Origin of the sequence: Enterobacter cloacae complex sp. I1M (assembly GCF_014982425.1) — a bacterium.
Lineage (GTDB): Bacteria > Pseudomonadota > Gammaproteobacteria > Enterobacterales > Enterobacteriaceae > Enterobacter > Enterobacter intestinihominis.
Map to the genome: position 1 here is coordinate 20,942 of NZ_JADCLG010000030.1, position 26,808 is coordinate 47,749.

At 54.1% G+C, this 26,808-nt stretch carries 26 protein-coding genes; 18 read left to right on the top strand and 8 right to left on the bottom strand.

All coding sequences use genetic code 11. From position 1 onward, the window contains the following. Positions 1-6: 6 nt before the first annotated feature. The 14 genes from cdsA to tilS all read left to right on the top strand — a co-directional run bounded on the left by cdsA (position 7) and on the right by tilS (position 17,944). On the top strand, positions 7-864 hold the full coding sequence (gene cdsA / locus INF86_RS18015) for a phosphatidate cytidylyltransferase (RefSeq protein ID WP_023299368.1): 858 nt from the start codon (positions 7-9) through the stop codon (positions 862-864). Positions 865-875: 11 nt separating this feature from the next. Beyond that, a complete protein-coding gene (gene rseP, locus INF86_RS18020) occupies positions 876-2,228 on the top strand; it encodes a sigma E protease regulator RseP (protein WP_022647108.1) in 1,353 nt (450 codons plus the stop codon). A 31-nt stretch (positions 2,229-2,259) separates the two neighbouring features. Then, positions 2,260-4,677, top strand: a complete 2,418-nt coding sequence (bamA, locus tag INF86_RS18025; RefSeq protein ID WP_022647109.1) for an outer membrane protein assembly factor BamA — start codon at positions 2,260-2,262, stop codon at positions 4,675-4,677. 123 nt (positions 4,678-4,800) lie between these two features. Next, entirely contained in the window at positions 4,801-5,295 is a 495-nt protein-coding gene (skp, locus tag INF86_RS18030; RefSeq protein ID WP_006810039.1) for a molecular chaperone Skp, read from the top strand. Positions 5,296-5,298: 3 nt separating this feature from the next. Further along, the gene (gene lpxD, locus INF86_RS18035; RefSeq protein ID WP_022647110.1) at positions 5,299-6,324 is read left to right on the top strand and encodes a UDP-3-O-(3-hydroxymyristoyl)glucosamine N-acyltransferase; all 1,026 of its coding nucleotides are present in this window, start codon (positions 5,299-5,301) and stop codon (positions 6,322-6,324) included. A gap of 104 nt (positions 6,325-6,428) precedes the next feature. Continuing rightward, the gene (gene fabZ / locus INF86_RS18040) at positions 6,429-6,884 is read left to right on the top strand and encodes a 3-hydroxyacyl-ACP dehydratase FabZ (RefSeq protein ID WP_003856165.1); all 456 of its coding nucleotides are present in this window, start codon (positions 6,429-6,431) and stop codon (positions 6,882-6,884) included. Between the two features lie 3 nt (positions 6,885-6,887). Beyond that, a complete protein-coding gene (lpxA, locus tag INF86_RS18045) occupies positions 6,888-7,676 on the top strand; it encodes an acyl-ACP--UDP-N-acetylglucosamine O-acyltransferase (RefSeq protein ID WP_003856164.1) in 789 nt (262 codons plus the stop codon). Then, positions 7,676-8,824, top strand: a complete 1,149-nt coding sequence (lpxB, locus tag INF86_RS18050; protein WP_193543775.1) for a lipid-A-disaccharide synthase — start codon at positions 7,676-7,678, stop codon at positions 8,822-8,824. Before lpxA ends, lpxB begins: the two co-directional genes overlap by 1 nt. Beyond that, positions 8,821-9,417 carry a ribonuclease HII gene (rnhB, locus tag INF86_RS18055; protein ID WP_023305468.1) on the top strand — a complete coding sequence of 199 codons (597 nt, stop codon included), beginning with the start codon at positions 8,821-8,823 and terminating at the stop codon, positions 9,415-9,417. The genes lpxB and rnhB overlap by 4 nt, the downstream gene beginning before the upstream one ends. Positions 9,418-9,455: 38 nt before the next feature. Beyond that, complete coding sequence (gene dnaE, locus INF86_RS18060; protein WP_023305469.1) at positions 9,456-12,938, top strand: DNA polymerase III subunit alpha; 3,483 nt, start codon at positions 9,456-9,458, stop codon at positions 12,936-12,938. Positions 12,939-12,950: 12 nt separating this feature from the next. Next, positions 12,951-13,910 (top strand): acetyl-CoA carboxylase carboxyl transferase subunit alpha, encoded by a 960-nt coding sequence (gene accA / locus INF86_RS18065; RefSeq protein WP_003856154.1) that lies wholly within the window; start codon positions 12,951-12,953, stop codon positions 13,908-13,910. A 100-nt stretch (positions 13,911-14,010) separates the two neighbouring features. Further along, positions 14,011-16,143: a lysine decarboxylase LdcC gene (locus INF86_RS18070; protein WP_192970760.1), complete on the top strand. Its 2,133-nt coding sequence runs from the start codon at positions 14,011-14,013 to the stop codon at positions 16,141-16,143. A 66-nt stretch (positions 16,144-16,209) separates the two neighbouring features. Further along, positions 16,210-16,599, top strand: a complete 390-nt coding sequence (locus INF86_RS18075) for a VOC family protein (RefSeq protein WP_022647115.1) — start codon at positions 16,210-16,212, stop codon at positions 16,597-16,599. 58 nt (positions 16,600-16,657) lie between these two features. After that, positions 16,658-17,944 (top strand): tRNA lysidine(34) synthetase TilS, encoded by a 1,287-nt coding sequence (gene tilS / locus INF86_RS18080; RefSeq protein WP_058677791.1) that lies wholly within the window; start codon positions 16,658-16,660, stop codon positions 17,942-17,944. A 26-nt stretch (positions 17,945-17,970) separates the two neighbouring features. Here tilS and rof read toward each other — a convergent pair whose 3' ends face one another. Together rof and INF86_RS18090 are read right to left on the bottom strand one after the other, a co-directional pair. Further along, positions 17,971-18,231, bottom strand: a complete 261-nt coding sequence (gene rof / locus INF86_RS18085; protein WP_003856148.1) for a Rho-binding antiterminator — start codon at positions 18,229-18,231, stop codon at positions 17,971-17,973. After that, the gene (locus INF86_RS18090; protein ID WP_003856146.1) at positions 18,218-18,418 is read right to left on the bottom strand and encodes a YaeP family protein; all 201 of its coding nucleotides are present in this window, start codon (positions 18,416-18,418) and stop codon (positions 18,218-18,220) included. The genes rof and INF86_RS18090 overlap by 14 nt, the downstream gene beginning before the upstream one ends. A gap of 195 nt (positions 18,419-18,613) precedes the next feature. On the opposite strand from INF86_RS18090, the gene INF86_RS18095 reads away from it, so the two are divergent. From INF86_RS18095 to nlpE, 3 genes are read left to right on the top strand one after another with little or no spacing between them, the layout of a single operon-like run. Then, on the top strand, positions 18,614-19,159 hold the full coding sequence (locus tag INF86_RS18095) for a YaeQ family protein (RefSeq protein ID WP_022647118.1): 546 nt from the start codon (positions 18,614-18,616) through the stop codon (positions 19,157-19,159). Continuing rightward, positions 19,156-19,572, top strand: coding sequence for an alternative ribosome rescue aminoacyl-tRNA hydrolase ArfB (arfB, locus tag INF86_RS18100; protein WP_022647119.1), 417 nt, complete (start codon positions 19,156-19,158; stop codon positions 19,570-19,572). The genes INF86_RS18095 and arfB overlap by 4 nt, the downstream gene beginning before the upstream one ends. Positions 19,573-19,611: 39 nt before the next feature. Next, the gene (gene nlpE / locus INF86_RS18105; RefSeq protein ID WP_006810026.1) at positions 19,612-20,310 is read left to right on the top strand and encodes an envelope stress response activation lipoprotein NlpE; all 699 of its coding nucleotides are present in this window, start codon (positions 19,612-19,614) and stop codon (positions 20,308-20,310) included. A 46-nt stretch (positions 20,311-20,356) separates the two neighbouring features. On the opposite strand, the gene proS is transcribed toward nlpE, so the two are convergent. The 6 genes from proS to metN form a co-directional block, all read right to left on the bottom strand. After that, entirely contained in the window at positions 20,357-22,075 is a 1,719-nt protein-coding gene (gene proS / locus INF86_RS18110; RefSeq protein ID WP_126314625.1) for a proline--tRNA ligase, read from the bottom strand. A gap of 112 nt (positions 22,076-22,187) precedes the next feature. Then, positions 22,188-22,895, bottom strand: coding sequence for a tRNA (N6-threonylcarbamoyladenosine(37)-N6)-methyltransferase TrmO (tsaA, locus tag INF86_RS18115; protein ID WP_023299375.1), 708 nt, complete (start codon positions 22,893-22,895; stop codon positions 22,188-22,190). Beyond that, the gene (rcsF, locus tag INF86_RS18120) at positions 22,892-23,296 is read right to left on the bottom strand and encodes an Rcs stress response system protein RcsF (protein ID WP_003856133.1); all 405 of its coding nucleotides are present in this window, start codon (positions 23,294-23,296) and stop codon (positions 22,892-22,894) included. The genes tsaA and rcsF overlap by 4 nt, the downstream gene beginning before the upstream one ends. Before the next feature lie 106 nt (positions 23,297-23,402). Further along, complete coding sequence (gene metQ, locus INF86_RS18125; RefSeq protein ID WP_006810023.1) at positions 23,403-24,218, bottom strand: methionine ABC transporter substrate-binding lipoprotein MetQ; 816 nt, start codon at positions 24,216-24,218, stop codon at positions 23,403-23,405. A 40-nt stretch (positions 24,219-24,258) separates the two neighbouring features. Further along, positions 24,259-24,912 carry a methionine ABC transporter permease MetI gene (locus tag INF86_RS18130; protein WP_003856130.1) on the bottom strand — a complete coding sequence of 218 codons (654 nt, stop codon included), beginning with the start codon at positions 24,910-24,912 and terminating at the stop codon, positions 24,259-24,261. Continuing rightward, positions 24,905-25,936, bottom strand: a complete 1,032-nt coding sequence (metN, locus tag INF86_RS18135) for a methionine ABC transporter ATP-binding protein MetN (RefSeq protein ID WP_032625582.1) — start codon at positions 25,934-25,936, stop codon at positions 24,905-24,907. Before metN ends, INF86_RS18130 begins: the two co-directional genes overlap by 8 nt. A 188-nt stretch (positions 25,937-26,124) precedes the next feature. On the opposite strand from metN, the gene gmhB reads away from it, so the two are divergent. Further along, on the top strand, positions 26,125-26,691 hold the full coding sequence (gene gmhB, locus INF86_RS18140; RefSeq protein WP_048965728.1) for a D-glycero-beta-D-manno-heptose 1,7-bisphosphate 7-phosphatase: 567 nt from the start codon (positions 26,125-26,127) through the stop codon (positions 26,689-26,691). Positions 26,692-26,808: the final 117 nt, after the last annotated feature.

Genomic DNA, 26,808 nt, shown 5'->3' on the forward strand with positions numbered 1-26,808 from the left:
TAGCTTTTGCTGAAGTATCGCCTGATTTCCGCTTTTGTATTAATACCCGTCGTTATCGCAGCGCTGTTTTTACTGCCTCCGGTGGGATTCGCTATTGTTACGCTGGTGGTGTGTATGCTCGCCGCGTGGGAATGGGGGCAGCTTAGCGGCTTTACCTCGCGCACTCAGCGGGTATGGCTGGCGGTACTCTGTGGTTTTTTACTGGCCCTGATGCTGTATACCTTGCCTGAATATCATCACGATGTTCACCAGCCGCTGGTTGCCGGATCCTTATGGATATCGCTGGCCTGGTGGATTGCTGCGCTTGTTTTAGTGCTTTTCTACCCGGGCTCTGCGGCGATCTGGCGTAACTCTAAAGTGTTGCGCCTTATTTTTGGTCTGCTCACGATTGTTCCGTTCTTCTGGGGTATGGTTGCGCTGCGCGCCTGGCACTATGACGAAAACCACTACAGCGGCGCAATATGGCTGCTTTATGTGATGATTCTCGTCTGGGGGGCTGACTCCGGAGCCTATATGTTTGGTAAACTGTTTGGCAAACATAAACTGGCGCCAAAGGTTTCTCCGGGCAAAACCTGGCAAGGTTTCATCGGCGGCCTGTTTACGGCAGCGATTATCTCCTGGGGCTATGGCGTCTGGGCGAATCTTGAGGTTGCCCCCTCCACGCTGCTGATATGTTCGATTTTCGCGGCGCTGGCATCGGTACTGGGTGATTTAACCGAGAGCATGTTTAAGCGTGAAGCAGGGATTAAGGACAGTGGTCACCTGATTCCAGGACATGGCGGAATACTGGATCGCATTGACAGCCTTACCGCGGCTGTTCCCGTATTTGCTTGCCTGCTTTTACTGGTGTTTGGGACGATATAACGGAAGGTTTTATGCTGAGCATTCTCTGGAATCTGGCGGCGTTCATTGTTGCATTGGGTGTACTGATTACCGTGCATGAATTTGGCCATTTCTGGGTTGCCCGGCGCTGTGGTGTGCGGGTAGAGCGATTCTCGATTGGCTTTGGCAAATCGCTCTGGAAGCGCACCGATAAGCATGGCACCGAGTTTGTCATTGCTCTGATCCCCTTGGGCGGCTATGTCAAAATGCTCGACGAACGCGTTGAGCCTGTCGCCCCGGAACTTCGACATAGCGCGTTCAACAATAAAACTGTTGGCCAACGTGCTGCCATCATCGCTGCCGGACCGGTAGCCAATTTCATCTTCGCTATCTTCGCCTACTGGCTGGTGTTTATTATCGGCGTGCCTGGCGTACGCCCGGTTGTGGGTGAAATCACCACGGGTTCCATTGCGGCAACGGCGCAAATTACACCGGGAATGGAACTTAAAGCGATTGATGGTATCGAAACCCCTGATTGGGATGCCGTGAGGTTACAACTGGTTGCGAAAATCGGTGATGAGCAGACAACCGTCAGCGTATCGCCTTTTGGTTCCGACCAGCGGCAGGAAAAAGTGCTGGATTTACGCCACTGGCGCTTTGAGCCAGACAAAGAGGATCCAGTCGCTACACTGGGGATTCGCCCGCGCAGCGCGCAGATCGAGCCGGTGTTAGCCGAAGTACAGTCTAATTCGGCAGCGAGTAAAGCAGGTTTACAAGCGGGTGACAGGATCGTTAAAGTCGATGGTCAGCCATTAACACAATGGATGACCTTTGTTACTCTGGTGCGCGATAATCCAGGCAAGCCGCTCGCGCTGGAAGTGGAAAGGCAGGGGAGTTCGCTCTCACTGACCCTCACCCCGGATACTAAATCGGGCGGCGGTAAGGCGGAAGGGTTTGCCGGCGTTGTGCCGAAAGTGATCCCACTGCCAGATGAGTACAAGACAATACGCCAGTATGGGCCGTTTAGCGCCATCGTTGAGGCCACGGATAAAACATGGCAGCTGATGAAGCTTACGGTCAACATGTTGGGGAAATTGATAACCGGTGATGTGAAACTGAACAACCTCAGTGGGCCAATTTCGATTGCTCAGGGGGCTGGGATGTCAGCGGAGTTCGGGGTGATTTACTATCTCATGTTCCTTGCGCTGATTAGCGTGAACCTGGGGATAATCAACCTGTTCCCGCTTCCCGTATTAGATGGGGGCCATCTGCTGTTTTTAGCGATTGAAAAGCTAAAAGGCGGACCGGTATCCGAGCGAGTTCAAGACTTTAGTTATCGCATTGGCTCGATTTTGCTGGTGCTGTTAATGGGGCTTGCACTTTTCAATGATTTCTCTCGGTTGTAAGAGAGTTAGTTAGGAAGAACGCATAATAACGATGGCGATGAAAAAGTTGCTCATAGCGTCGCTGCTGTTTAGCAGCGCGACCGTATACGGTGCTGACGGGTTCGTAGTGAAAGATATTCATTTCGAAGGCCTTCAGCGTGTCGCCGTTGGTGCGGCCCTCCTCAGTATGCCTGTGCGCCCCGGCGATACGGTTAATGATGAAGATATCAGTAACACCATCCGTGCTCTGTTTGCCACTGGCAACTTTGAGGACGTCCGCGTCCTGCGCGATGGTGATACGCTGGTGGTTCAGGTAAAAGAACGTCCAACGATTGCCAGCATCACTTTCTCCGGCAACAAGTCGGTGAAAGATGACATGCTCAAGCAGAACCTTGAGGCATCGGGTGTTCGTGTGGGGGAATCTCTGGACCGCACAACCCTTGCAGACATTGAAAAAGGTCTGGAAGATTTCTATTACAGCGTCGGTAAATACAGCGCGAGCGTTAAAGCGGTTGTTACACCGCTGCCACGTAACCGTGTTGACCTGAAACTGGTCTTCCAGGAAGGTGTTTCTGCGAAGATCCAGCAGATCAACATCGTGGGTAACCACGCGTTCAGCACCGACGAATTGATCTCCAACTTCCAGCTGCGTGACGAAGTGCCGTGGTGGAACGTGGTAGGCGATCGTAAATACCAGAAACAGAAACTGGCGGGTGACCTTGAAACCCTGCGCAGCTACTATCTGGATCGCGGTTACGCCCGTTTCAACATCGATTCAACTCAGGTGAGTCTGACTCCGGACAAGAAAGGTATCTACATTACCGTTAACATCACAGAAGGCGATAAATACACGCTTTCAGGTGTTGAAGTCAGCGGCAACCTGGCAGGACATTCTGCTGAAATTGAATCTCTGACCAAAATTCAGCCGGGCGATCTGTATAGCGGATCTAAAGTCACCAAAATGGAAGACAGCATTAAGAAGCTGCTCGGCCGTTATGGTTATGCGTATCCGCGTGTGCAAACGCAGCCGGAAATTAACGACGCGGATAAGACTGTTAAGCTTCACGTTAACGTTGATGCGGGCAACCGTTTCTACGTGCGTAAAATCCGCTTCGAAGGTAACGATACCTCTAAAGACTCCGTTCTGCGCCGTGAAATGCGCCAGATGGAAGGGGCATGGCTGGGAAGCGATCTGGTCGACCAGGGTAAAGAGCGTCTGAACCGTCTGGGCTACTTCGAAACGGTCGATACCGATACTCAGCGTGTACCAGGTCGTCCGGATCAGGTGGATGTTGTTTATAAAGTTAAAGAACGTAATACCGGTAGTTTCAACTTCGGTATTGGTTACGGTACTGAAAGTGGCGTGAGCTTCCAGGTCGGCGTTCAGCAGGATAACTGGCTGGGTACGGGTTACTCTGTCGGTATCAACGGGACGAAAAACGACTACCAGACCTACTCTGAGTTCTCCGTTACCAACCCATACTTCACCGTGGACGGTGTAAGCCTGGGTGGTCGTATCTTCTATAACGACTTTAAAGCGGACGACGCGGACCTCTCCTCGTATACCAACAAGAGTTACGGTCTGGATGGTACGCTCGGCTTCCCGGTTAACGAATACAACACCCTGCGTGCAGGTTTAGGGTACGTGCATAACGACCTGTCTAACATGCAACCGCAGGTGGCGATGTGGCGTTACCTGGACTCCATCGGTCAGTCTGCAAGTACGTCCAGCGATGACAACGGTTTCGCCGCGGATGACTTCACCTTCAACTACGGTTGGACCTACAACCGTCTTGACCGTGGCTACTTCCCGACGGAAGGTTCACGCGTTAACCTGAACGGTAAGGTGACGATCCCTGGCTCGGATAACGAGTTCTACAAGGTCACGCTGGATACGGCGTCCTACTTCCCAATTGATGACGACCACAAGTGGGTCGTACTGGGTCGTACCCGCTGGGGCTATGGTGACGGTATCGGAAGCAAAGAGCTGCCGTTCTATGAGAACTTCTACGCCGGTGGTTCAAGCACCGTTCGTGGCTTCCAGTCCAATAACATTGGTCCGAAAGCGGTTTACTACGGCGGTAATGACGAAGATAACTGCGCAAGCCGCGATTCAAAACAAGTCTGTAGCTCTGATGATGCGGTAGGCGGTAACGCCATGGCCGTGGCGAGCCTCGAGTTCATCACGCCGACGCCGTTTATCAGTGATAAGTACGCGAACTCTGTCCGTACCTCCTTCTTTATGGATGCAGGTACGGTGTGGGATACCAACTGGGAGAATACCGCCCAGATGCGTGCAGCGGGCGTTCCGGACTACAGCGATCCGGGCAACATTCGCATGTCCGCAGGTATCGCATTACAATGGATGTCACCGCTGGGGCCGTTGGTCTTCTCCTACGCCCAGCCGTTCAAGAAATACGATGGAGACAAAGCGGAGCAGTTCCAGTTTAACATTGGTAAAACCTGGTAATAATCCGCTGCAATGGAATGCGTTGGCAGTGTAGCGCTGACAACCGGCGATCGGTAAAACGGTCGCCTTGCCACGCAAAGAACGGCACCCCTCGGGTGCCAATGGGATGGTAAGGAGTTAATTGTGAAAAAGTGGTTATTAGCTGCAGGTCTCGGTTTAGCGATGGCAACTTCTGCTCAGGCAGCGGACAAAATTGCAATCGTCAACATGGGTAATTTGTTCCAGCAGGTTGCACAGAAAACGGGCGTTTCTGCAACGCTGGAAAACGAATTCAAAGGCCGTGCGAGCGAACTGCAACGTATGGAAGGTGATCTTCAGTCCAAGATGCAGCGTTTACAGCGTGATGGTTCTACCATGAAAGCGAGCGAGCGCAGCAAACTGGAAAAAGATGTCATGTCTCAGCGCCAGACCTTCTCTCAGAAAGCGCAGGCTTTCGAGCAGGATCGTCAGCGTCGTTCTAACGAAGAGCGTGGCAAGCTGGTGACGCGTATTCAGTCTGCCGTTAAAGCAGTAGCAGCCGATCAGAGCATCGATCTGGTTGTTGATGCGAACGCCGTTGCATTCAACAGCAGCGATGTTAAAGACATCACCGCTGATGTTCTGAAACAGGTTAAATAAGTAATGCCTTCAATTCGACTGGCTGATTTAGCTCAGCAGTTGGATGCAGAATTACACGGTGATGGCGATATCGTCATCACCGCTGTTGCGTCCATGCAATCTGCTAAAGCAGGCACTATTACCTTCATGGTAAGCCCTAAGTACCGTGAACACCTGGCTCAGTGCCAGGCGTCTGCCGTTGTTCTGACGCAGGACGATCTTCCGTTTGCCACTAACGCTGCACTGGTAGTGAAAAATCCCTACCTGACCTATGCACGCATGGCCCAAATTCTTGATACCACGCCGCAGCCGGCGCAGAACATTGCAGCCAGCGCTGCGATTGATCCAACGGCTCAGCTGGGTAACAACGTGGCAGTCGGCGCAAACGCCGTTATCGAATCCGGCGTTGTGCTGGGTGATAACGTGGTGATTGGGCCAGGCTGCTTTGTTGGAAAAAATACGAAAATTGGCGCAGGGACTCGTCTGTGGGCCAATGTTTCTGTCTACCATGAGGTTGAGATTGGCGAGAATTGCCTCGTACAGTCCAGCACGGTGATTGGTTCTGACGGATTCGGTTACGCCAACGATCGGGGTAACTGGGTTAAGATCCCGCAGCTGGGTCGCGTGATTATCGGCGATCGCGTTGAGATCGGCGCTTGCACAACCATTGACCGTGGTGCACTTGACGACACCATTATTGGTAACGGTGTTATCATAGACAACCAGTGCCAGATTGCACATAACGTTGTGATTGGCGACAATACCGCAGTTGCGGGTGGTGTTATCATGGCAGGCAGCCTGAAAATAGGCCGTTACTGCATGATAGGCGGTGCCAGCGTGATCAATGGCCATATGGAAATATGCGACAAAGTCACGGTGACGGGGATGGGTATGGTGATGCGTCCCATCACTGAGCCCGGCGTTTATTCCTCCGGTATCCCGCTGCAACCGAACAAGGTATGGCGTAAAACAGCTGCACTGGTGATGAATATTGATGATATGAGCAAGCGACTCAAAGCGATTGAGCGCAAAATCGATCAACAAGACTAAGCGTTCATCCGTTTAACGCTAAATTTCCCGGCCTGTCGGCTTTGTTTATAAACCGGCAGGCCGTGTTATTATTGCTACTTAGTACATTTGACAGGAAGAGTATTTTGACTACTGACACTCATACTCTGCATATTGAAGAGATTTTAGAACTTCTGCCGCACCGCTACCCGTTTTTACTGGTAGACCGTGTGCTGGATTTTGAAGAAGGTCGTTTTCTGCGCGCAGTGAAAAATGTCTCCGTTAACGAGCCATTCTTCCAGGGGCACTTCCCTGGTAAACCTATCTTCCCGGGTGTGTTGATCCTGGAAGCGATGGCACAGGCTACCGGTATTCTGGCGTTTAAAAGCGTAGGTAAACTGGAGCCGGGTGAACTCTATTACTTCGCGGGTATCGATGAAGCGCGCTTCAAGCGTCCGGTCGTGCCTGGTGATCAAATGATCATGGAAGTCACTTTTGAAAAAACGCGTCGCGGCCTGACTCGCTTCAAAGGCGTAGCTATGGTTGACGGCAAAGTTGTTTGCGAAGCGACAATGATGTGTGCGCGTAGCCGGGAGGCCTGATACGTGATTGATAAATCCGCCTTTATTCATCCTACCGCCATTGTGGAAACGGGTGCCATCATTGGCGCAAACGTCCACATTGGCCCGTTTTGTATTGTTGGACCCCATGTCGAAATTGGTGAGGGTACAGTACTGAAATCTCACGTTGTCGTGAATGGTCATACCACCATTGGCTGCAACAATGAGATCTATCAGTTCGCCTCCATCGGCGAAGTTAACCAGGATCTTAAGTATGCTGGCGAACCGACCCGCGTGGAAATCGGCGATCGTAACCGCATTCGCGAAAGCGTCACCATTCATCGTGGTACAACGCAAGGCGGTGGATTGACGAAGGTGGGCAGCGACAACCTGTTTATGGTTAATGCGCATATTGCGCACGACTGTACCGTGGGTAGCCGCTGTATTCTCGCCAACAACGCAACGCTGGCGGGGCACGTATCGGTCGATGATTTCGCAATTATTGGCGGCATGACCGCAGTCCATCAGTTCTGCATCATCGGTGCACACGTGATGGTCGGCGGGTGCTCCGGTGTGGCGCAGGACGTCCCACCGTTTGTGATTGCGCAGGGCAACCATGCCACGCCGTTTGGCGTGAACATTGAAGGCCTTAAGCGTCGTGGCTTTAGCCGCGAAGCGATTACCGCGATCCGCAACGCGTACAAATTGCTGTACCGTAGCGGTAAAACGCTGGAAGAGGCGAAGCCGGAAATTGCCGAGCTGGCGAATAAGCATCCTGAAGTGAAAACGTTCATGGAATTCTTTGAACGTTCAACCCGTGGTCTGATTCGTTAATGGTCGACAGTCGTCCGCTTACTATCGCCCTGGTCGCCGGAGAAACCTCCGGCGATATTCTTGGTGCAGGTCTTATCCGCGCGCTTAAAGCCCGTGTACCCAATGCCCGCTTTGTGGGCGTGGCTGGGCCGCTGATGCAGGCCGAAGGCTGTGAAGCCTGGTATGAAATGGAAGAGCTGGCTGTGATGGGCATCGTCGAGGTGCTGGGCCGCCTGCGTCGCCTGCTGCATATTCGCGCCGATCTTACCCGCCGCTTTACCGACCTCAAGCCCGATGTCTTTGTCGGCATTGATGCACCTGATTTCAATATTACCCTTGAAGGGAACCTGAAAAAGCAGGGGATCAAAACTATCCATTACGTCAGCCCGTCCGTGTGGGCGTGGCGACAGAAACGCGTTTTCAAAATCGGACGGTCCACCAATCTGGTGCTGGCTTTTCTGCCTTTCGAAAAAGCGTTTTACGACAGGTTTAATGTCCCGTGCCATTTTATCGGTCATACCATGGCGGATGCCATGCCGCTGGACCCTGATAAAAATGCGGCGCGTGACGAACTGGGCATCCCGCATGATGTGCACTGTCTGGCGCTGCTGCCAGGGAGCCGGGGTGCGGAAGTTGAAATGCTAAGTGCCGATTTCCTGAAAACGGCGCAAATTCTCCGCAAGACGTACCCAGACCTTGAAGTGGTCGTGCCGCTGGTGAATGCCAAACGCCGCGAGCAGTTTGAGCGTATCAAAGCCGAGGTTGCCCCGGATCTTCACGTCCGCCTGCTGGACGGGAAAGGGCGGCAAGCCATGTATGCGAGCGATGCCGCACTGCTGGCTTCCGGCACGGCTGCGCTGGAGTGTATGCTGGCAAAATGCCCAATGGTGGTCGGTTATCGCATGAAACCGTTTACCTTCTGGCTGGCAAAACGTCTGGTAAAAACAGACTACGTATCCCTGCCAAACCTGCTTGCAGGTCGCGAGCTGGTGAAAGAACTCTTGCAGGATGAATGCCAGCCGCAGGCACTGGCTGATGCATTACTGCCGCTGCTGGCCAACGGTAAAACCAGCCACCAGATGCATGATACTTTCCGTGAACTGCATCAACTGATCCGCTGTAATGCTGATGAGCAGGCGGCCGATGCGGTGCTGGAGTTAGCACAATGATGGAATTTATTTATCCCCATACCCACCTCGTTGCCGGTGTGGATGAAGTCGGTCGTGGTCCGTTAGTGGGTGCCGTTGTGACCGCGGCGGTGATCCTCGATCCAGCCCGCCCGATCCCTGGCCTGAACGACTCGAAAAAACTGAGCGAAAAGCGCCGCCTGGCGCTGTTCGATGAAATTAAAGAGAAGGCGCTGGCCTGGAGTCTCGGGCGCGCAGAGCCGGATGAGATCGACGATCTGAACATTCTGCACGCCACCATGCTGGCGATGCAGCGTGCCGTTGCGGGCCTGAAAATTGTGCCTGAGTATGTGCTGATCGACGGTAACCGTTGCCCGACGCTGCCGATGCCTTCAATGGCTGTTGTTAAAGGCGATAGCCGCGTCGCAGAAATCAGTGCGGCGTCAATCATTGCCAAAGTGACGCGCGATGCCGAAATGGCCGCGCTGGACCTCACTTATCCCGCGTATGGTTTCGCCCAGCACAAGGGATATCCAACGGCTTTCCATCTGGAAAAGCTGGCTGAACATGGCGCAACTGAACATCATCGGCGCAGCTTTGGCCCGGTGAAACGCGCGCTGGGACTGGTGTCCTGAATCAAGACGCAAGCAATTAAGTAACGCGGGATCTGAAGATGGCTGAACCACGTTTCGTACACCTGCGGGTGCATAGCGACTACTCCATGATCGATGGGCTGGCAAAGACCGGGCCGCTGGTAAAGAAGGCGGCCTCGCTTGGCATGCCTGCGCTGGCGATCACCGATTTTACCAACCTGTGTGGCCTGGTGAAGTTCTACGGAACGGCGCATGGCGCAGGATTAAAGCCCATCGTCGGCGCGGATTTCCACGTGCAGAGCGACCTGCTCGGCGATGAGATGACGCAAATTTCCGTGTTAGCCATGAATAACACGGGCTATCAGAACCTCACTCTGCTGATCTCAAAAGCCTACCAGCGCGGCTACGGCGCGCTGGGTCCATGGATTGACCGCGACTGGCTGGCGGAGCTGAACGAAGGTCTGCTGCTGATCTCCGGTGGCCGTATGGGTGATGTCGGCAAATGTCTGCTGCGCGGGAACAACGTGCTGGTGGATCAGTGCGTCTCGTTCTACGAAGAGTATTTCCCGGATCGCTATTACCTGGAGCTAATCCGTACCGGGCGTGCGGATGAAGAGAGCTATCTGCATGCGGCCGTCGCCCTGGCGGAAGCGCGTGGCCTGCCTGTAGTGGCCACCAACGATGTGCGCTTCCTTGAGCCGGGCGATTTTGACGCGCATGAAATTCGCGTCGCTATCCACGACGGCTTCACCCTCGACGATCCGAAACGTCCTCGCAACTACTCATCGCAGCAGTACATGCGCAGCGAAGAGGAAATGTGTGAGCTCTTCTCCGACATCCCGGAAGCGCTGGAAAACAGCGTAGAGATTGCCAAGCGCTGCAACGTCACCGTGCGTCTCGGCGAATACTTCCTGCCGCAGTTCCCGACGGGCGACATGACCACGGAAGATTTCCTGGTCATGAAATCGAAAGAGGGCCTTGAAGAGCGTCTGGAATTCCTCTTCCCGGATGAAGCGGTCCGTAAAGAGAAGCGTCCTGAATATGACGAGCGTCTGGATATTGAACTCCAGGTGATCAATCAGATGGGGTTCCCTGGCTACTTCCTGATCGTAATGGAGTTCATCCAGTGGTCGAAGGATAACGGCGTACCGGTTGGCCCGGGCCGTGGTTCAGGTGCCGGCTCGCTGGTGGCGTACGCATTGAAAATCACCGACCTCGATCCGCTGGAATTCGACCTGCTGTTCGAACGTTTCCTCAACCCGGAACGTGTCTCCATGCCCGACTTCGACGTCGACTTCTGCATGGAAAAACGCGACCAGGTGATTGAGCACGTGGCCGATATGTACGGTCGTGATGCGGTTTCACAGATCATTACCTTCGGTACGATGGCGGCGAAAGCGGTTATCCGCGACGTGGGCCGCGTTCTGGGCCACCCCTACGGTTTTGTCGATCGAATCTCTAAGCTGGTGCCGCCCGATCCGGGCATGACCCTGGCGAAAGCCTTTGAAGCTGAACCTCAGTTGCCGGAAATCTACGAAGCCGACGAAGAGGTGAAAGCGCTGATCGACATGGCGCGCAAGCTGGAGGGCGTCACGCGTAACGCCGGTAAGCATGCGGGGGGCGTGGTTATCGCCCCGACCAAAATCACTGACTTCGCGCCGTTGTACTGCGATGAAGCGGGCCAGCATCCGGTCACCCAGTTCGACAAGAACGACGTTGAATACGCCGGGCTGGTGAAGTTCGACTTCCTTGGTTTGCGTACGCTGACCATCATCAACTGGGCGCTGGAGATGATCAACGCCCGCCGTGAGAAGAACGGCGAGCCGCCGCTGGATATCGCGGCTATCCCGCTTGATGACAAGAAAAGTTTCGACATGCTGCAACGCTCCGAGACGACAGCCGTCTTCCAGCTTGAATCCCGCGGCATGAAAGATTTGATTAAGCGTCTGCAACCAGACTGCTTCGAAGATATGATCGCGCTGGTGGCCCTGTTCCGTCCGGGCCCGTTGCAGTCGGGGATGGTAGATAACTTTATCGACCGTAAGCACGGGCGCGAAGAGATTTCCTATCCGGATGTGCAGTGGCAGCATGAAAGCCTGAAGCCGGTACTGGAGCCAACCTACGGCATCATCCTGTATCAGGAACAGGTCATGCAGATCGCCCAGGTGCTTTCTGGTTACACCCTTGGCGGCGCAGATATGTTGCGTCGTGCGATGGGTAAGAAAAAGCCGGAAGAGATGGCCAAGCAGCGTTCCATCTTTGAAGATGGGGCGAAGAAAAACGGCGTCGATGGCGAACTGGCGATGAAAATCTTCGACCTGGTGGAGAAATTCGCCGGGTACGGATTTAACAAATCCCACTCCGCCGCTTATGCTTTGGTGTCGTATCAAACGCTGTGGCTCAAGGCCCACTATCCCGCTGAGTTTATGGCGGCGGTAATGACCGCCGATATGGACAACACCGAAAAGGTGGTTGGCCTGGTGGACGAGTGCTGGCGCATGGGGCTGAAGATCCTGCCGCCGGATATTAACTCTGGCCTGTACCATTTCCACGTCAACGATGACGGGGAAATCGTCTATGGGATCGGCGCGATCAAGGGCGTGGGTGAGGGGCCGATCGAGGCGATCATCGAAGCGCGTAACAACGGCGGCTATTTCCGCGAGCTGTTCGACCTGTGCGCCCGCACCGATACCAAAAAACTGAACCGCCGCGTGCTGGAAAAACTGATCATGTCCGGTGCGTTTGACCGGCTGGGGCCACACCGCGCCGCGCTGATGAACTCGCTCGGCGATGCGCTGAAAGCGGCCGATCAGCATGCTAAAGCGGAAGCCATTGGTCAGGCGGATATGTTCGGTGTGCTGGCGGAAGAACCAGAGCAGATCGAGCAGTCCTATTCCAACTGCCAGCCCTGGCCAGAACAGGTGGTGCTGGATGGGGAGCGTGAGACGTTAGGCCTGTACCTGACGGGACACCCGATCAACCAGTATCTGAAAGAAATTGAGCGCTATGTCGGCGGCCACAGGCTTAAAGACATGCATCCGACAGAACGTGGTAAAATCACCACGGCTGCGGGGCTCGTGATTGCTGCAAGGGTAATGGTCACCAAGCGCGGCAATCGTATCGGCATCTGTACCCTGGATGACCGTTCCGGGCGTCTGGAGGTGATGTTGTTCACCGACGCGCTGGATAAATACCAGCAATTGCTGGAAAAAGACCGCATACTTATCGTCAGCGGACAGGTCAGCTTTGATGACTTCAGCGGGGGGCTTAAAATGACCGCCCGCGAAGTGATGGACATTGACGAAGCCCGGGAAAAATATGCTCGCGGGCTTGCTATCTCGCTGACGGACAGGCAAATTGATGACCAGCTTTTAAACCGACTCCGTCAGTCTCTGGAACCCCACCGCTCGGGGACCATTCCAGTACATCTCTACTATCAGAGGGCGGATGCACGTGCGCGGTTGCGCTTTGGTGCAACGTGGCGTGTCTCTCCGAGCGATCGTTTACTGAACGATCTCCGTGGCCTCATTGGTTCGGAGCAGGTGGAACTGGAGTTTGACTAATACAGGAATACTATGAGTCTGAATTTCCTTGATTTCGAACAGCCGATTGCAGAGCTGGAAGCGAAAATCGATTCTCTGACAGCCGTAAGCCGTCAGGATGAAAAACTGGATATTAACATCGACGAAGAAGTGCATCGTCTGCGTGAAAAAAGCGTAGAACTGACGCGCAAAATCTTTGCCGATCTCGGCGCATGGCAGATCGCCCAGCTGGCGCGTCATCCACAGCGTCCGTACACCCTGGATTATGTCCGCCTGGCGTTTGACGAATTTGACGAACTGGCAGGCGACCGCGCATACGCTGACGATAAAGCTATCGTCGGCGGTATCGCGCGTCTTGATGGACGTCCGGTGATGATCATTGGTCACCAGAAAGGCCGTGAAACCAAAGAGAAGATCCGTCGTAACTTCGGTATGCCAGCACCAGAAGGCTACCGTAAGGCCCTGCGTCTGATGGAGATGGCTGAGCGTTTCAATATGCCAATCATCACCTTCATCGACACACCGGGTGCTTACCCGGGTGTTGGCGCAGAAGAGCGCGGTCAGTCTGAAGCCATCGCACGCAACCTGCGTGAGATGTCTCGCCTGAAAGTGCCGGTCATCTGTACCGTTATCGGTGAAGGTGGTTCCGGCGGTGCGCTGGCAATTGGCGTGGGCGATAAAGTGAATATGCTGCAGTACAGCACCTATTCCGTTATCTCTCCGGAAGGCTGTGCCTCCATTCTGTGGAAAAGTGCCGATAAAGCGCCGCTGGCTGCGGAAGCGATGGGCATCATTGCCCCACGTCTGAAAGAGCTGAAGCTGATCGACACCGTTATCCCTGAACCGCTGGGTGGCGCGCACCGTAAGCCGGAAGTGATGGCTGCTTCCCTGAAAGCGCAGCTGCTGGCAGATCTGGCGGATCTGGACGTGCTGAGCACAGAAGATCTGCTCAACCGTCGTTATCAGCGCCTGATGACCTACGGTTACGCGTAAGCCTCACAATTATCCTAAAAGCCGCACATTGTTGCGGCTTTTTTTATACCTGCCGTTTACCTTAACTATGCTTATCTGATGTTTTTCAAGGAGGTAAACCATGAACATCATTGCCATCATGGGGCCACACGGCGTCTTTTATAAAGACGAACCCATCAAGGAGCTTGAGCAGGCCCTTAAAGCACGCGGATATCAGCTAATCTGGCCGCAAAACAGCGCCGACCTGCTGAAATTCATCGAACACAATCCGCGCATCTGTGGCGTGATATTCGACTGGGACGAATACGACATGGAGTTGTGCAGCGAGATCAATAAGCTCAACGAATATCTTCCGCTGTACGCCTTTATCAACACTCACTCGACCATGGACGTCAGCGCCCACGATATGCGTATGGCGCTGTGGTTCTTCGAATACTCACTCGGCGTTGCCGAGGACATTGCGACCCGCATTCAGCAGTACACCGGCGAATATCTGGATAACATCACCCCGCCGTTTACGCGTGCGCTGTTCACCTATGTGAATGAAGGGAAGTACACCTTCTGTACGCCAGGCCACATGGCGGGAACGGCCTATCAAAAAAGCCCGGTGGGATGCCTGTTCTATGATTTCTTTGGCGGTAACACGCTGAAGGCGGACGTGTCGATTTCGGTCACCGAGTTAGGCTCTCTGCTGGATCATACCGGCCCGCATCTGGAAGCCGAAGAGTACATCGCCCGGACCTTTGGTGCCGAGCAGAGCTACATGGTGACCAACGGAACCTCAACGTCGAACAAGATCGTCGGCATGTACGCCTCGCCTGCCGGTAGCACGTTGCTGATTGACCGAAACTGCCATAAATCACTGGCGCATTTGCTGATGATGAGTGACGTCGTGCCGCTCTGGCTGTCTCCCACGCGTAATGCGCTGGGGATCCTCGGCGGCATTCCTCGCCGTGAGTTCGCGCATGAAGCCATTGAAAATAAGATCGCGGCGATCCCCGAGGCAAGCTGGCCTGTGCATGCGGTGATCACCAACTCCACCTATGACGGGCTGCTTTACAACACGAACTGGATCAAGCAGACGCTGGACGTGCCGTCGATTCACTTTGACTCCGCGTGGGTGCCTTACACCAATTTCCACCCGATTTACTCGGGTAAAAGTGGGATGAGCGGCGAGCGGGTGCCGGGTAAGGTGTTCTTCGAGACGCAGTCGACGCACAAAATGCTGGCCGCGTTTTCCCAGGCGTCTCTCATTCACATCAAGGGTGAGTACGACGAGGACACCTTCAACGAAGCCTTCATGATGCACACGACCACGTCGCCCAGCTACCCGCTGGTGGCGTCCATCGAAACGGCGGCGGCGATGCTGCGCGGCAATCCCGGGAAACGCCTTATTAATCGTTCGGTGGAGCGGGCGCTGCATTTCCGAAAAGAGGTTCAGCGACTTAAAGATGAAGCGGACGGCTGGTTCTTTGATATCTGGCAGCCGGAAGAGATTGATGAAGCAGAATGCTGGCCCGTCGCGCCGGGGGAGAGCTGGCACGGTTTTCGGGATGCTGATGCAGACCACATGTTCCTTGATCCGGTTAAGGTGACGATCCTGACGCCGGGCATGGATGAGCAGGGTGTGATGGGTGAGGAAGGGATCCCGGCTGCGCTGGTGGCGAAGTTCCTTGATGAGCGCGGCGTGGTGGTGGAGAAAACCGGCCCCTATAATTTGCTGTTCCTGTTCAGTATCGGGATCGATAAAACCCGCGCGATGGGCCTGCTGCGCGGGCTTATGGAGTTTAAGCGCGCGTACGATCTTAACCTGCGGGTGAAGAACATGCTGCCGGATCTCTACGCGGAAGATCCTGACTTCTACCGCAATATGCGTATTCAGGATCTGGCCCAGGGGATCCACAGGCTGATCCGCCAGCACGATCTGCCGCGCCTGATGCTGCAGGCATTTGATGTTCTGCCTGAAATGAAGCTCACGCCGCACAGGGCGTGGCAACGCCAGGTGAAAGGGGAGGTTGAAACCATTGAACTGGAGAACCTGGTCGGGCGGGTATCAGCCAACATGATCCTGCCTTATCCGCCGGGCGTACCGCTGCTGATGCCGGGCGAGATGATCACCGAGGAGAGCCGGGCGGTGCTCGATTTTCTGCTGATGCTCTGTTCGATAGGGCGCCACTATCCGGGCTTTGAGACGGATATTCACGGTGCGAAACGCGATGATAACGGTGTGTACTGGGTGAGAGTCCTAAAATAAAAGGGGCCGCTTGCCAGGGGCGGGTTGTCGGTTGTAACGTTCAGGACATCATAAAAAGGAGAAACTATGCTGGGTTTAAAAGCTGTTCATCATATTGCGATCATTGCCACCGATTACGCGAAAAGTAAGGCCTTTTACTGCGACATTCTCGGCTTTACGCTGTTGAGCGAGGCCTACCGCGAGGAGCGCGATTCCTGGAAAGGCGATCTGGCGTTAAACGGACAATATGTGATTGAACTGTTCTCTTTTCCTTTCCCGCCAGCGCGTCCTTCGCGCCCGGAAGCCTGCGGCCTGCGCCACCTGGCCTTCAGCGTCGATAACCTGGACAGCGCGGTAAAGCATCTGGAAGCCCACGGCGTGGCCTGTGAAGCAATTCGCATCGATCCCTTCACCGATAAACGTTTCACTTTTTTCAACGATCCGGACGGTCTGCCGCTGGAGCTTTATCAGCAGTAATCGCCGTCATGTGTGATAATGCCCGTTCAGTTCGGGCATTTTTTATGTGTAATTTCCTATGACCTTACCCGCTATCGCGCACGCCGTTTCACCCTACCGCCAGCTGCTGGTGGGGTTCAGCGGTGGCCTGGATTCCACCGTTTTGCTGCACCGTCTTAAGCTCTGGCGCGACCGTGAGCCTGACGTCCAGCTGCGGGCGATGCATATCCATCACGGCTTAAGCCCCCATGCCGACGACTGGGTGGCGCACTGCGAAGCGGTGTGCTCAGGGTGGGCGATCCCGCTAATCGTTGAACGCGTCACGCTTGAGGATGAAGGGCTGGGTATTGAGGCGCAGGCGCGCAAAGCCCGCTACGCCGCGTTTTCCGGCGCGTTACAGCCTGGAGAAGCGTTGGTCACCGCGCAGCATCTGGACGACCAGTGCGAGACGTTTTTACTGGCGCTCAAGCGGGGCAGCGGGCCTGCGGGTTTATCCGCCATGCCTGAGCGTGCTGGTTTTGCTGAAACAGAGCTCATCCGCCCGCTACTGGGTGAGACGCGCGCATCACTGGAAGCCTGGGCGCAGCAACATCATCTGCGCTGGATTGAAGACGAAAGCAATCAGGACGACAGTTACGACCGTAACTTCCTGCGCCTGCGCGTCTTACCGCTGCTGAGTGAGCGCTGGGCCCATTTTTCCGAAGCGGTGGCCAGAAGTGCCATGCTTTGTGCTGAACAGGAAAGCTTGCTGGATGAGTTGCTGAGCGGGGAGCTGAATACGCTGACTACCGCTGACGGTGCCCTTAACATTGCGCCGTTGAAAGTGATGAGCCCCGTGCGTCGGGCTGCTCTGATTCGTCGCTGGCTGGCTTCCCACCGTGCGGTTATGCCGTCCCGGGCGATGCTCAACCGTATCTGGGAAGAAGTTGCACAGGCGCGGGAAGATGCCGCTCCGTGTATACACCTGAATGGTTATGACGTCAGGCGCTATAAAGAGCAACTCTGGTGGGTGAAATCTGTGCCGTCGCTGGCTGACGTTGTGCTCGACTGGCCGTCGCCGGAAAAAGCACTAACGCTACCGTTGAATGCCGGTGTCGTTGCGTTAAGCCATTCGGGCAATGTGCGTCTACCTGAGCCGGACGAGAACGTCACCATACGCTTCAGGGCCAGCGGCATGCTGCATATCGTTGGGCGTAACGGCGGGCGTAAACTGAAGAAAATCTGGCAGGAACAGAACGTTCCGCCCTGGCGACGTGATACCACGCCGCTTCTGTTTTACGGCGACACGCTCATCGCGGCGGCAGGTGTGTTTATTACTCAGGAAGGGTGGGCTGAAGCGGGTGTTAATTTTGAATGGAAAGCGTAACGGGCAGCCTGGCTGCCCGTTGGTTATCAGGATTCGCTCACCACGACGGTGCCGATTTCCGGATGGCTGAAACTGGCAATTTTGTCGAGGCGTAACTCACGCGTTGCACCTGCATCTTCCACAACCAGGTATTCCACATTTTTACGGGAAACCAGATCGCTGGCCTTTGCCTTTAGCACTTCGCCATCTTTTAGCTCCAGCGTCAGTATTAAATGATGCTGGCAGGCGAGTTCGAGGTTGTCATAGTCATCACAATTGATGGGTTGATAGGTATCATTCATCGACATAATCGCTCACCAGTAAATTCGCCGCAGCATACGCTGCTTTTTCCCTGACCGATTCAGAAAGGCTCTCATCAGAGGCCACTTCATTCAGCACGTTCAATACACAGCCCAACGCATCCGGGATGTACCCCAGATCTCCGCTGGCAATTTCCGCATACCGTCTGCGAATCAACTCACAATAATTATTCACATCACCTCCTGCCAGCGTACTGACTTACTGTGAGATATCATTAAGCCTACGAAGTTAAACTCGGTTTAGCAAGGTGACTATACCATACTCATTTAAGCAATATCAGCGCCTTGATAACGGGGTGCCACCACCTCGTAACAGCCTTTTGCTGCGGTTTTCGCTACAATGTACGCCTGATTCGAAAGGAGTTCTCTCATGGCGCTGAAAGCGACAATTTATAAAGCTGTGGTCAATGTGGCGGATCTTGACCGTAACCAGTTTCTGGATGCGTCATTGACGCTGGCGCGTCACCCTTCTGAAACCCAGGAGCGCATGATGCTGCGCCTGCTGGCGTGGATTAAGTATGCCGACGAGCGTCTGCAATTTACCCGTGGTTTAAGCGCGGAAGATGAACCGGAAGCCTGGCTGCGCAACGATCATCTGGGTATCGATTTATGGATTGAGCTTGGCCTGCCGGATGAACGCCGGATCAAAAAGGCGTGCACCCAGTCAGCTGAAGTGGCGTTGTTTGCCTATAACCAGCGCGCGGCGGAGATCTGGTGGCAGCAAAACAAAAATAAATGTGCGCAGTTCAAAAATCTTACCGTCTGGTATCTGGATGATGAACAACTGGCACAGCTGAGCGCATTCGCCAGCCGGACAATGGCGCTTCAGGCAACGATTCAGGACGGCGCCATCTGGCTTTCCGATTCTCAGAATAATCTGGAAATTCATCTCACGGCCTGGCAGCCCGTATCATGATTGAGTTGTCCCGAAACGTCAGCATCCCTGATCACGAGCTGGAGATCACCGCCATCCGTGCTCAGGGCGCAGGGGGGCAGCACGTTAACAAGGCCTCAACGGCTATCCATTTGCGCTTTGACATCCGGGCCTCCAGCCTGCCAGAGTATTATAAAGAAAGTCTGCTTGCCGCCAGCCATCATCTGATCACCAGTGAAGGTGTGATTGTGATTAAAGCGCAGGAATATCGCAGCCAGGAAATGAACCGGGAAGCGGCACTTTCCAGACTGGCGGCGGTCATAAAAGAGCTGACGGCTGTACAAAAAAGTCGCCGGGCAACACGTCCAACGCGGGCATCGAAAGAACGTCGGTTGTCATCGAAGGCGCAGAAATCCACCGTAAAGTCACTGCGTGGCAAAGTCCGTCATCCGTAATGTGACGAAAGGGACACACTTTTTCATAAGGAATGTATTGTGAAAAAAGCATTATTATCAGCGCTGGCCGTGACAAGCCTGTTCGCGCTTTTTGGCTGTAACAACCGTTCAGAAACACAGGTACTACAGCCAACGCAAAACGAAGAATTGAAGCCGATGCAGCAGAGCTGGCGCGGCGTATTGCCATGTGCAGATTGTGAAGGCATCGAAACCTCTCTGTTCCTGCAAAAAGATGGCACCTGGGTGATGAACCAGCGCTATCAGGGGGCGAAAGAGCCGTCTTCTTTTGCAACATACGGAACATGGGCGCGTACGGCTGAAAAGCTGGTATTGACTGATACCACGGGCGATAAAACGTATTTCCGCGCCAAAGGCGAGGGGATGGAGATGCTCGATCGCGAAGGCAATCCGATTGAATCCCAGTTCAACTACACGCTGGCCCCGGTAAAAGCGACCCTGCCTGCAACCCCAATGGCGATGCGAGGGATGTATTTCTACATGGCGGATGCGGCGATCTTCACGGACTGTGCAACCGGGAAGAAAGTCAGCGTGGCGAACAATGCCCAGCTGGAGCGTGACTATGCCGTCGCGCGCGGTAACGACAGCAAACCAGTGTTGCTGACGGTTGAAGGGCATTTTACGCTGGAGCCAAACCCCGATAGCGGTGAGCTGGTGAAAACGCTGGTGGCAGATAAAGACGCGAAGTTTGCTGCGGGTAAAGACTGCGAAAGCAAATAAGTTATAGCCATTAAAAAACCCCGCACTGGCGGGGTTTTTTTGTTTCTTAGCCTTTGATGGCTTTCACCAGGTAATCAAGAATGTCGCCCGTCTTGATCATCTGTTTTTCGCCGTTGCGACGGTACTTGTATTCAATCTCATCGCTGTCGAGGTTACGGTCGCCGATGACGACGGTGTGTGGAATACCGATCAGTTCCATATCAGCAAACATCACGCCAGGACGCTCTTTACGGTCATCCATCAGCACGTCGATACCTTTCGCGCTCAGCTCAGCGTAGAGTTTCTCTGCCAGCTCCTGCACGCGGTAAGACTTGTGCATGTTCATTGGCAGGATCGCCACCTGGAACGGCGCGATGTTATCCGGCCAGACGATTCCGCGTTCGTCATAGTTCTGCTCGATAGCGGCCGCAACAACGCGCGTTACCCCAATGCCGTAGCAGCCCATGGTCAGAACCTGGTTACGACCATCTTCGCCCTGAACGGCAGCGTTCATTGCGCGCGAGTACTTATCGCCCAGCTGGAAGATGTGGCCTACTTCGATACCGCGTTTAATCATCAGGGTACCCTTGCCGTCCGGGCTTGGATCGCCTGCGACCACGTTACGGATGTCAGCCACTTCCGGCGTCGCCACGTCACGATCCCAGTTGATGCCGAAGTAGTGTTTACCGTCGATGTTTGCGCCCGCAGCGAAGTCGCTCATCGCCGCAACGGTGCGGTCAATCACTACAGGAACAGGCATATTCACCGGACCCAGAGAACCTGGGCCTGCGTTCACCACGGCGCGGATTTCGGCTTCCGTCGCGAAGGTCAGCGGGCTGGCAACCTGCGGCAGCTTCTCGGCTTTCACTTCGTTCAGCTCGTGATCGCCACGGACCAGCAGGGCTACCAGCGGGTAAGCGCTGCCTTCAGCCGATTTCACCAGCAGGGTTTTCACGGTTTTTTCGATCGGCAGATTAAACTGTTCAACCAGCTCGGCGATGGTTTTCGCGTTTGGCGTATCAACCAGCGTCATCTCTTGTGTTGCCGCGCCGCGTGGTTCTTTTGGTGCCAGCGCTTCTGCGAATTCAATGTTGGCGGCGTAATCAGAGGAGTCAGAGAAAATTACATCGTCTTCGCCGCTCTGCGCCAGAACCTGGAATTCATGAGAGGCGCTACCGCCGATTGAACCGGTATCAGCCTGTACAGCACGGAAATCCAGCCCCATGCGGGAGAAGATTTTGCTGTAGGCCACGTACATTTTGTCGTAGGTCTCTTGCAGTGATTCCTGAGAAGTATGGAAAGAGTAGGCATCTTTCATCAGGAATTCGCGAGAGCGCATCACGCCAAAGCGTGGGCGCACTTCGTCACGGAACTTGGTCTGGATCTGGAAGAAGTTCAGCGGCAGCTGTTTGTAAGAGCTCAGCTCGTTACGGATCAGATCGGTGATCACTTCTTCATGCGTTGGGCCGAGGACGAATGGACGATCGCCACGATCGGCAATACGCAGCAGTTCAGGACCGTACTGCTCCCAGCGACCGCTCTCCTGCCACAGTTCAGAGGGCTGAACGACCGGCATTAACACCTCGATAGCACCGGCGTTGTTCATCTCTTCACGCACGATGTTTTCGACTTTTTTCAGGACGCGCACGCCGGTCGGCAGCCAGGTGTATAACCCGGAGGCCAGCTTGCGGATCATCCCGGCGCGCAGCATCAGCTGGTGGCTGATCACCTCGGCGTCGGCAGGTGTCTCCTTCAGAGTGGAGAGCAGATATTGGCTAGTACGCATGTTGTTACGGTTCCATTTCGACGATTGGAACAGGCTGAAACACCAGCCTGACACAAAAAAAGTGGTTTAGTTTACCAGTGTGGCAAAGATGCCAAAAGAGAGGAGAACAAAATTACCTGGGTTCCAGGGCAAACACTTCAAAACCTGCATCAGTTACGCGCCAGCGCACGTTAAAGTCCAGCAGCCAGACGGCGTACGTTTTTCCTGCGTCTTCCTCTTTGCGGTAGGCGGGACGAGGGTCCTGCGCCAGGACTTCGACGATAAAGTCACGCAGACGAGGATAGCGCTTTTCCAGCTGGCTGATTTGCGTCGTTATTTCAGATGTGAAGTAAACCGGCATCTCTGCCTGTGGGGCGTCCTGAGCATAGCTTGCACGGGCATCCGGCAGCGCTTCGGCGAAGGGCAGGTAAGGTTTAATATCGATGACCGGCGTACCATCAACCAGGTCAAGGCTACCTAACTCCAGGATCACCCGATCTTTCTGACAGCGTATCCCTTTCAGTTCGACCAGCGACATCCCGACTGGATTCGGTCGGAACGTTGAGCGGGTGGCAAAAACTCCCATTCTGGCATTTCCGCCCAGACGAGGAGGACGCACGGTAGGACGCCAGCCGCCTTCCATGGTCTGGTGAAACACAAACACCACCCATAAATGGCTGAATGCCTCAAGCCCGCGCACTGCGTCGGCCTGATTATACGGCGCGACAAGATGCAGCTCGCCGCCGCCGTTAAGGACCAGTCCCGGCTGACGCGGCACGGCGAACTTTTCTTTATAAGGGGAGCGGATAACGCCTATCGGCTCGAACTGAAATGAACTCATTTCGCCGTGATGTTAAGCGCAGAACCGATACATACCGCCTGACGGTAGCAGCCCGGCGTACCACTGGTGACCTCGCAACTGTGCAGCAGCACCGCGTTGGCTTTCATTTTCGACGCGTTGATTTGCATACGCTTGCGGGCTGTTGGGATATTTGGAGGGGAGTCCTGATTCGTTGCCTGGCAGGATTCGCCGCTCACTTCGCCCAGTTCACGGAATGGCTTACCGACCAGCTCGTCGGCTTTAGTAATAATACGTACCGGCGCAGCGCGAGGCGCTTTCGGTTTTGCTGGCTCCGCTTTTGGCGGGGTTGCAGTGCTTTGAACGGGTTCAACAGGAGATCTGCTTAGCATAGAACAGCCGCTCAGCATCAGTGCTAAAAGACAGATCGGTAAAGCACGCATAATAGTTCCTCAGTGGATAATCAAAACGTCAGATATTGAAGCAGTTGACCGCACAAATGACAAGACGGGCAAATGCCCGTCTTGATGATATTACACTGAGGTGAGATTACCAGCCTTTAACCGCGCCGCCGTTAAACACCTTATTGGCTTCCTGGTAAACTTCTTCAGACTGATATGCCTGCAGGAATTTCTTCACGTTTTCCGCGTCCTTGTTGTCTTCGCGAGTCACGATCAGGTTGACGTACGGGGAATCTTTGTCTTCAACAAAGATGCCATCTTTCGCAGGGGTCAAACCGATCTGGCTGGCGTAAGTGGTGTTGATAACGGCCAGCGCGATCTGTGCATCGTCCAGAGAACGTGGCAGCTGAGGGGCTTCCAGCTCAACAATTTTCAGATTTTTCGGGTTTTCGGTCACGTCCAGAACGGTCGGCAACAGGCCAACACCTTCTTTCAGTTTAATCAGGCCCACTTTCTGGAGCAGAAGCAGCGAACGGCCAAGGTTGGTTGGGTCGTTAGGGACGGCAACCTGTGAACCCGGCTGGAGTTCATCCAGAGATTTAATTTTCTTGGAATAACCGGCAATCGGGTAAACGAAGGTGTTACCGACAGCAACCAGCTTGTAGCCGCGATCTTTGATCTGTTGATCCAGGTACGGTTTATGCTGGAAGGCGTTAGCGTCAATGTCGCCTTTGCTCAGCGCTTCGTTCGGCAGAACGTAATCGTTGAAGGTCACCAGCTCAACGTCCAGGCCATATTTTTCTTTCGCGATTTTCTGCGCGGCCTCAGCAACCTGCTGCTCTGCACCGACGATAACGCCTACTTTGATGTGGTTCGGATCTTTTTCGTCCTGACCGCAACCCACCAGTGCCAGCGAACCAATCAGTGCGCCTACTGCTGCAAAGGTCTTAAATTTAAACGCCATGTTATATCCTTAACTCGTCGAGTTTGTGTTGTTTGTAACGTTATTTATGCGTAACAGCCCGGACGATACGATCGCCAGAGAATTGGATTAAGTAAACCAGCACAACCAGCAATACCAGAACGGTATTCATTACGGTAGCGTTATAGCCAATATAGCCGTACTGATATCCAATCTGTCCTAAACCGCCAGCACCCACGGCGCCGCCCATCGCGGAATAACCGACCAGGGTGATAAGCGTGATGGTTGCTGCATTCACCAGCCCAGGCAGCGCCTCAGGCAGCAGAACTTTGCGAACGATCTGCATTGGCGTCGCACCCATAGCGCGGGAAGCTTCAATCAGGCCTGTTGGGATTTCCAGCAGGGCGTTTTCCACCATACGGGCGATAAACGGTGCGGCGCCTACGGTTAGCGGGACAATAGCTGCCTGCAAACCAATCGACGTCCCGACAATAACGCGTGTAAACGGAATCATCCACACCAGCAGGATAATAAACGGTATAGAACGGAAAATGTTCACCAGCGCAGAGAGCGTGCGATACAGCTTCGCGTTTTCAATAATTTGACCCGGGCGCGTGACGTACAGCAGTACGCCGACCGGCAGCCCAATCACAAAACCAAAAAAGCCCGATACGAAGGTCATTGCCAGCGTTTCCCAAACGCCGCGAACCAGTAGCCACATCATCGGCTCAGACATAACCCAGCACCTCTACTTTTACGTGATGTTCTTGCAGCCAGGCAATTGCCGCCTGGGTTTCTTCCTGTGTGCCGTGCATTTCCGTCAGCATAATGCCGAACTTCACGCCACCGGCGTAGTCCATCTGCGCGCTAATAATGTTGTTATTCACGTTAAAGCGACGCGCGGTTTCGGACAGCAGCGGTGCGTCAACGGACTGGCCCGTGAACTCCATGCGCAGCATCGGGACGCTATCAGGCGTTGCGTCTGCTTTTAAACGTTCCAGATAATCTTCCGGAATATCCAGATGCAGTGTGGACTGAATGAACTGCTGAGCCAGAGGCGTTTTCGGGTGCGAGAAGACTTCGCTGACCGTGTCCTGCTCAATCAGCTCACCGTTGCTGATGACGGCGACGCAGTCACAGATACGCTTCACCACGTCCATTTCGTGCGTGATAAGGAGGATAGTCAGGCCCAGACGACGGTTAATGTCTTTCAGCAGTTCCAGGATAGAACGCGTGGTGGCCGGATCTAACGCGCTGGTGGCTTCATCACACAGCAGCACTTTTGGGTTGCTTGCCAGCGCGCGAGCGATTGCTACACGCTGCTTTTGCCCGCCTGAGAGGTTGGCCGGGTAGCTGTCATGCTTATCACCCAGCCCAACCAGATCCAGCAGTTCGGTGACGCGTCGCGTAACCTCTTCTTTTGGTGTGCTATCCAGCTCCAGCGGTAACGCCACGTTTCCAAAAACCGTGCGTGAGGCCAGCAGGTTAAAGTGCTGGAAAATCATGCCAATCTGGCGACGCGCTTTGGTGAGTTCTTTTTCTGAGAGAGCGGTAAGCTCCTGGCCGCCAACTTCTACGCTGCCCTGGGTCGGGCGCTCAAGCAGGTTAACACACCGGATCAGCGTACTTTTACCCGCACCCGATGCGCCAATGACGCCATAAATCTGACCAGCAGGCACATGCAGGCTGACGTTGTTCAGCGCCTGAATGGTTCGGTTCCCCTGCTGGAACACTTTGGTGATATTGGAAAGTTTAATCATTAGATTATTTTTATCGTATGTAAGTTAGCCGTGGCATTTTCTTCTGCCAGATACGGGGAATGACCGTAAACAAAATGGATGTTAAGGCATCCAGACGTCTAAATCAATCCACCTCTGTGCGATGAGCACTTTATTGCGCTGCGATTCATGAGATACTAGCTGAACAAGCCTTTTTCAGGAGCAAACCGGTGGCAAAATCTGTACCCGCAATTTTTCTCGATCGTGACGGCACAATTAATGTGGATCACGGTTACGTCCATGAGATTGATGAGTTCGAATTTATCGAGGGCGTAATAGATGCCATGCGCCAGCTGAAAGAGATGGGCTATGCGCTGGTGGTGGTAACTAATCAGTCCGGTATCGCCCGGGGTAAATTCTCCGAAGCGCAGTTCGAGACGCTGACGGAATGGATGGACTGGTCTCTGGCCGATCGTGGCGTCGATCTTGATGGCATCTATTATTGTCCGCATCATCCACAGGGAACAGTAGAAGCGTATCGTCAGACATGTGATTGCCGTAAGCCACACCCGGGCATGTTTATCTCTGCACAGGAATTCCTGCACATTGATATGGCCGCGTCTTTTATGGTGGGCGATAAACTGGAGGATATGCAGGCAGCGGCGGCGGCAGGTGTGGGAACCAAAGTATTAGTGCGGACCGGTAAACCAGTCACCCCAGAAGCAGAAAATGCAGCTGACTGGGTGATAACTAGTCTGGCAGATCTGCCAAAAGAGATTAAAAAGCACCAAAAATAGACGTTTTGGTGAAAAGGTGAGCGGTTGAAATAAAAATGCATTTTTCCGCTTGTCATTCCTCGGCGGCTCCCTATAATGCGCCTCCATCGACACGGCGGATGTGAATCACTTCACAGA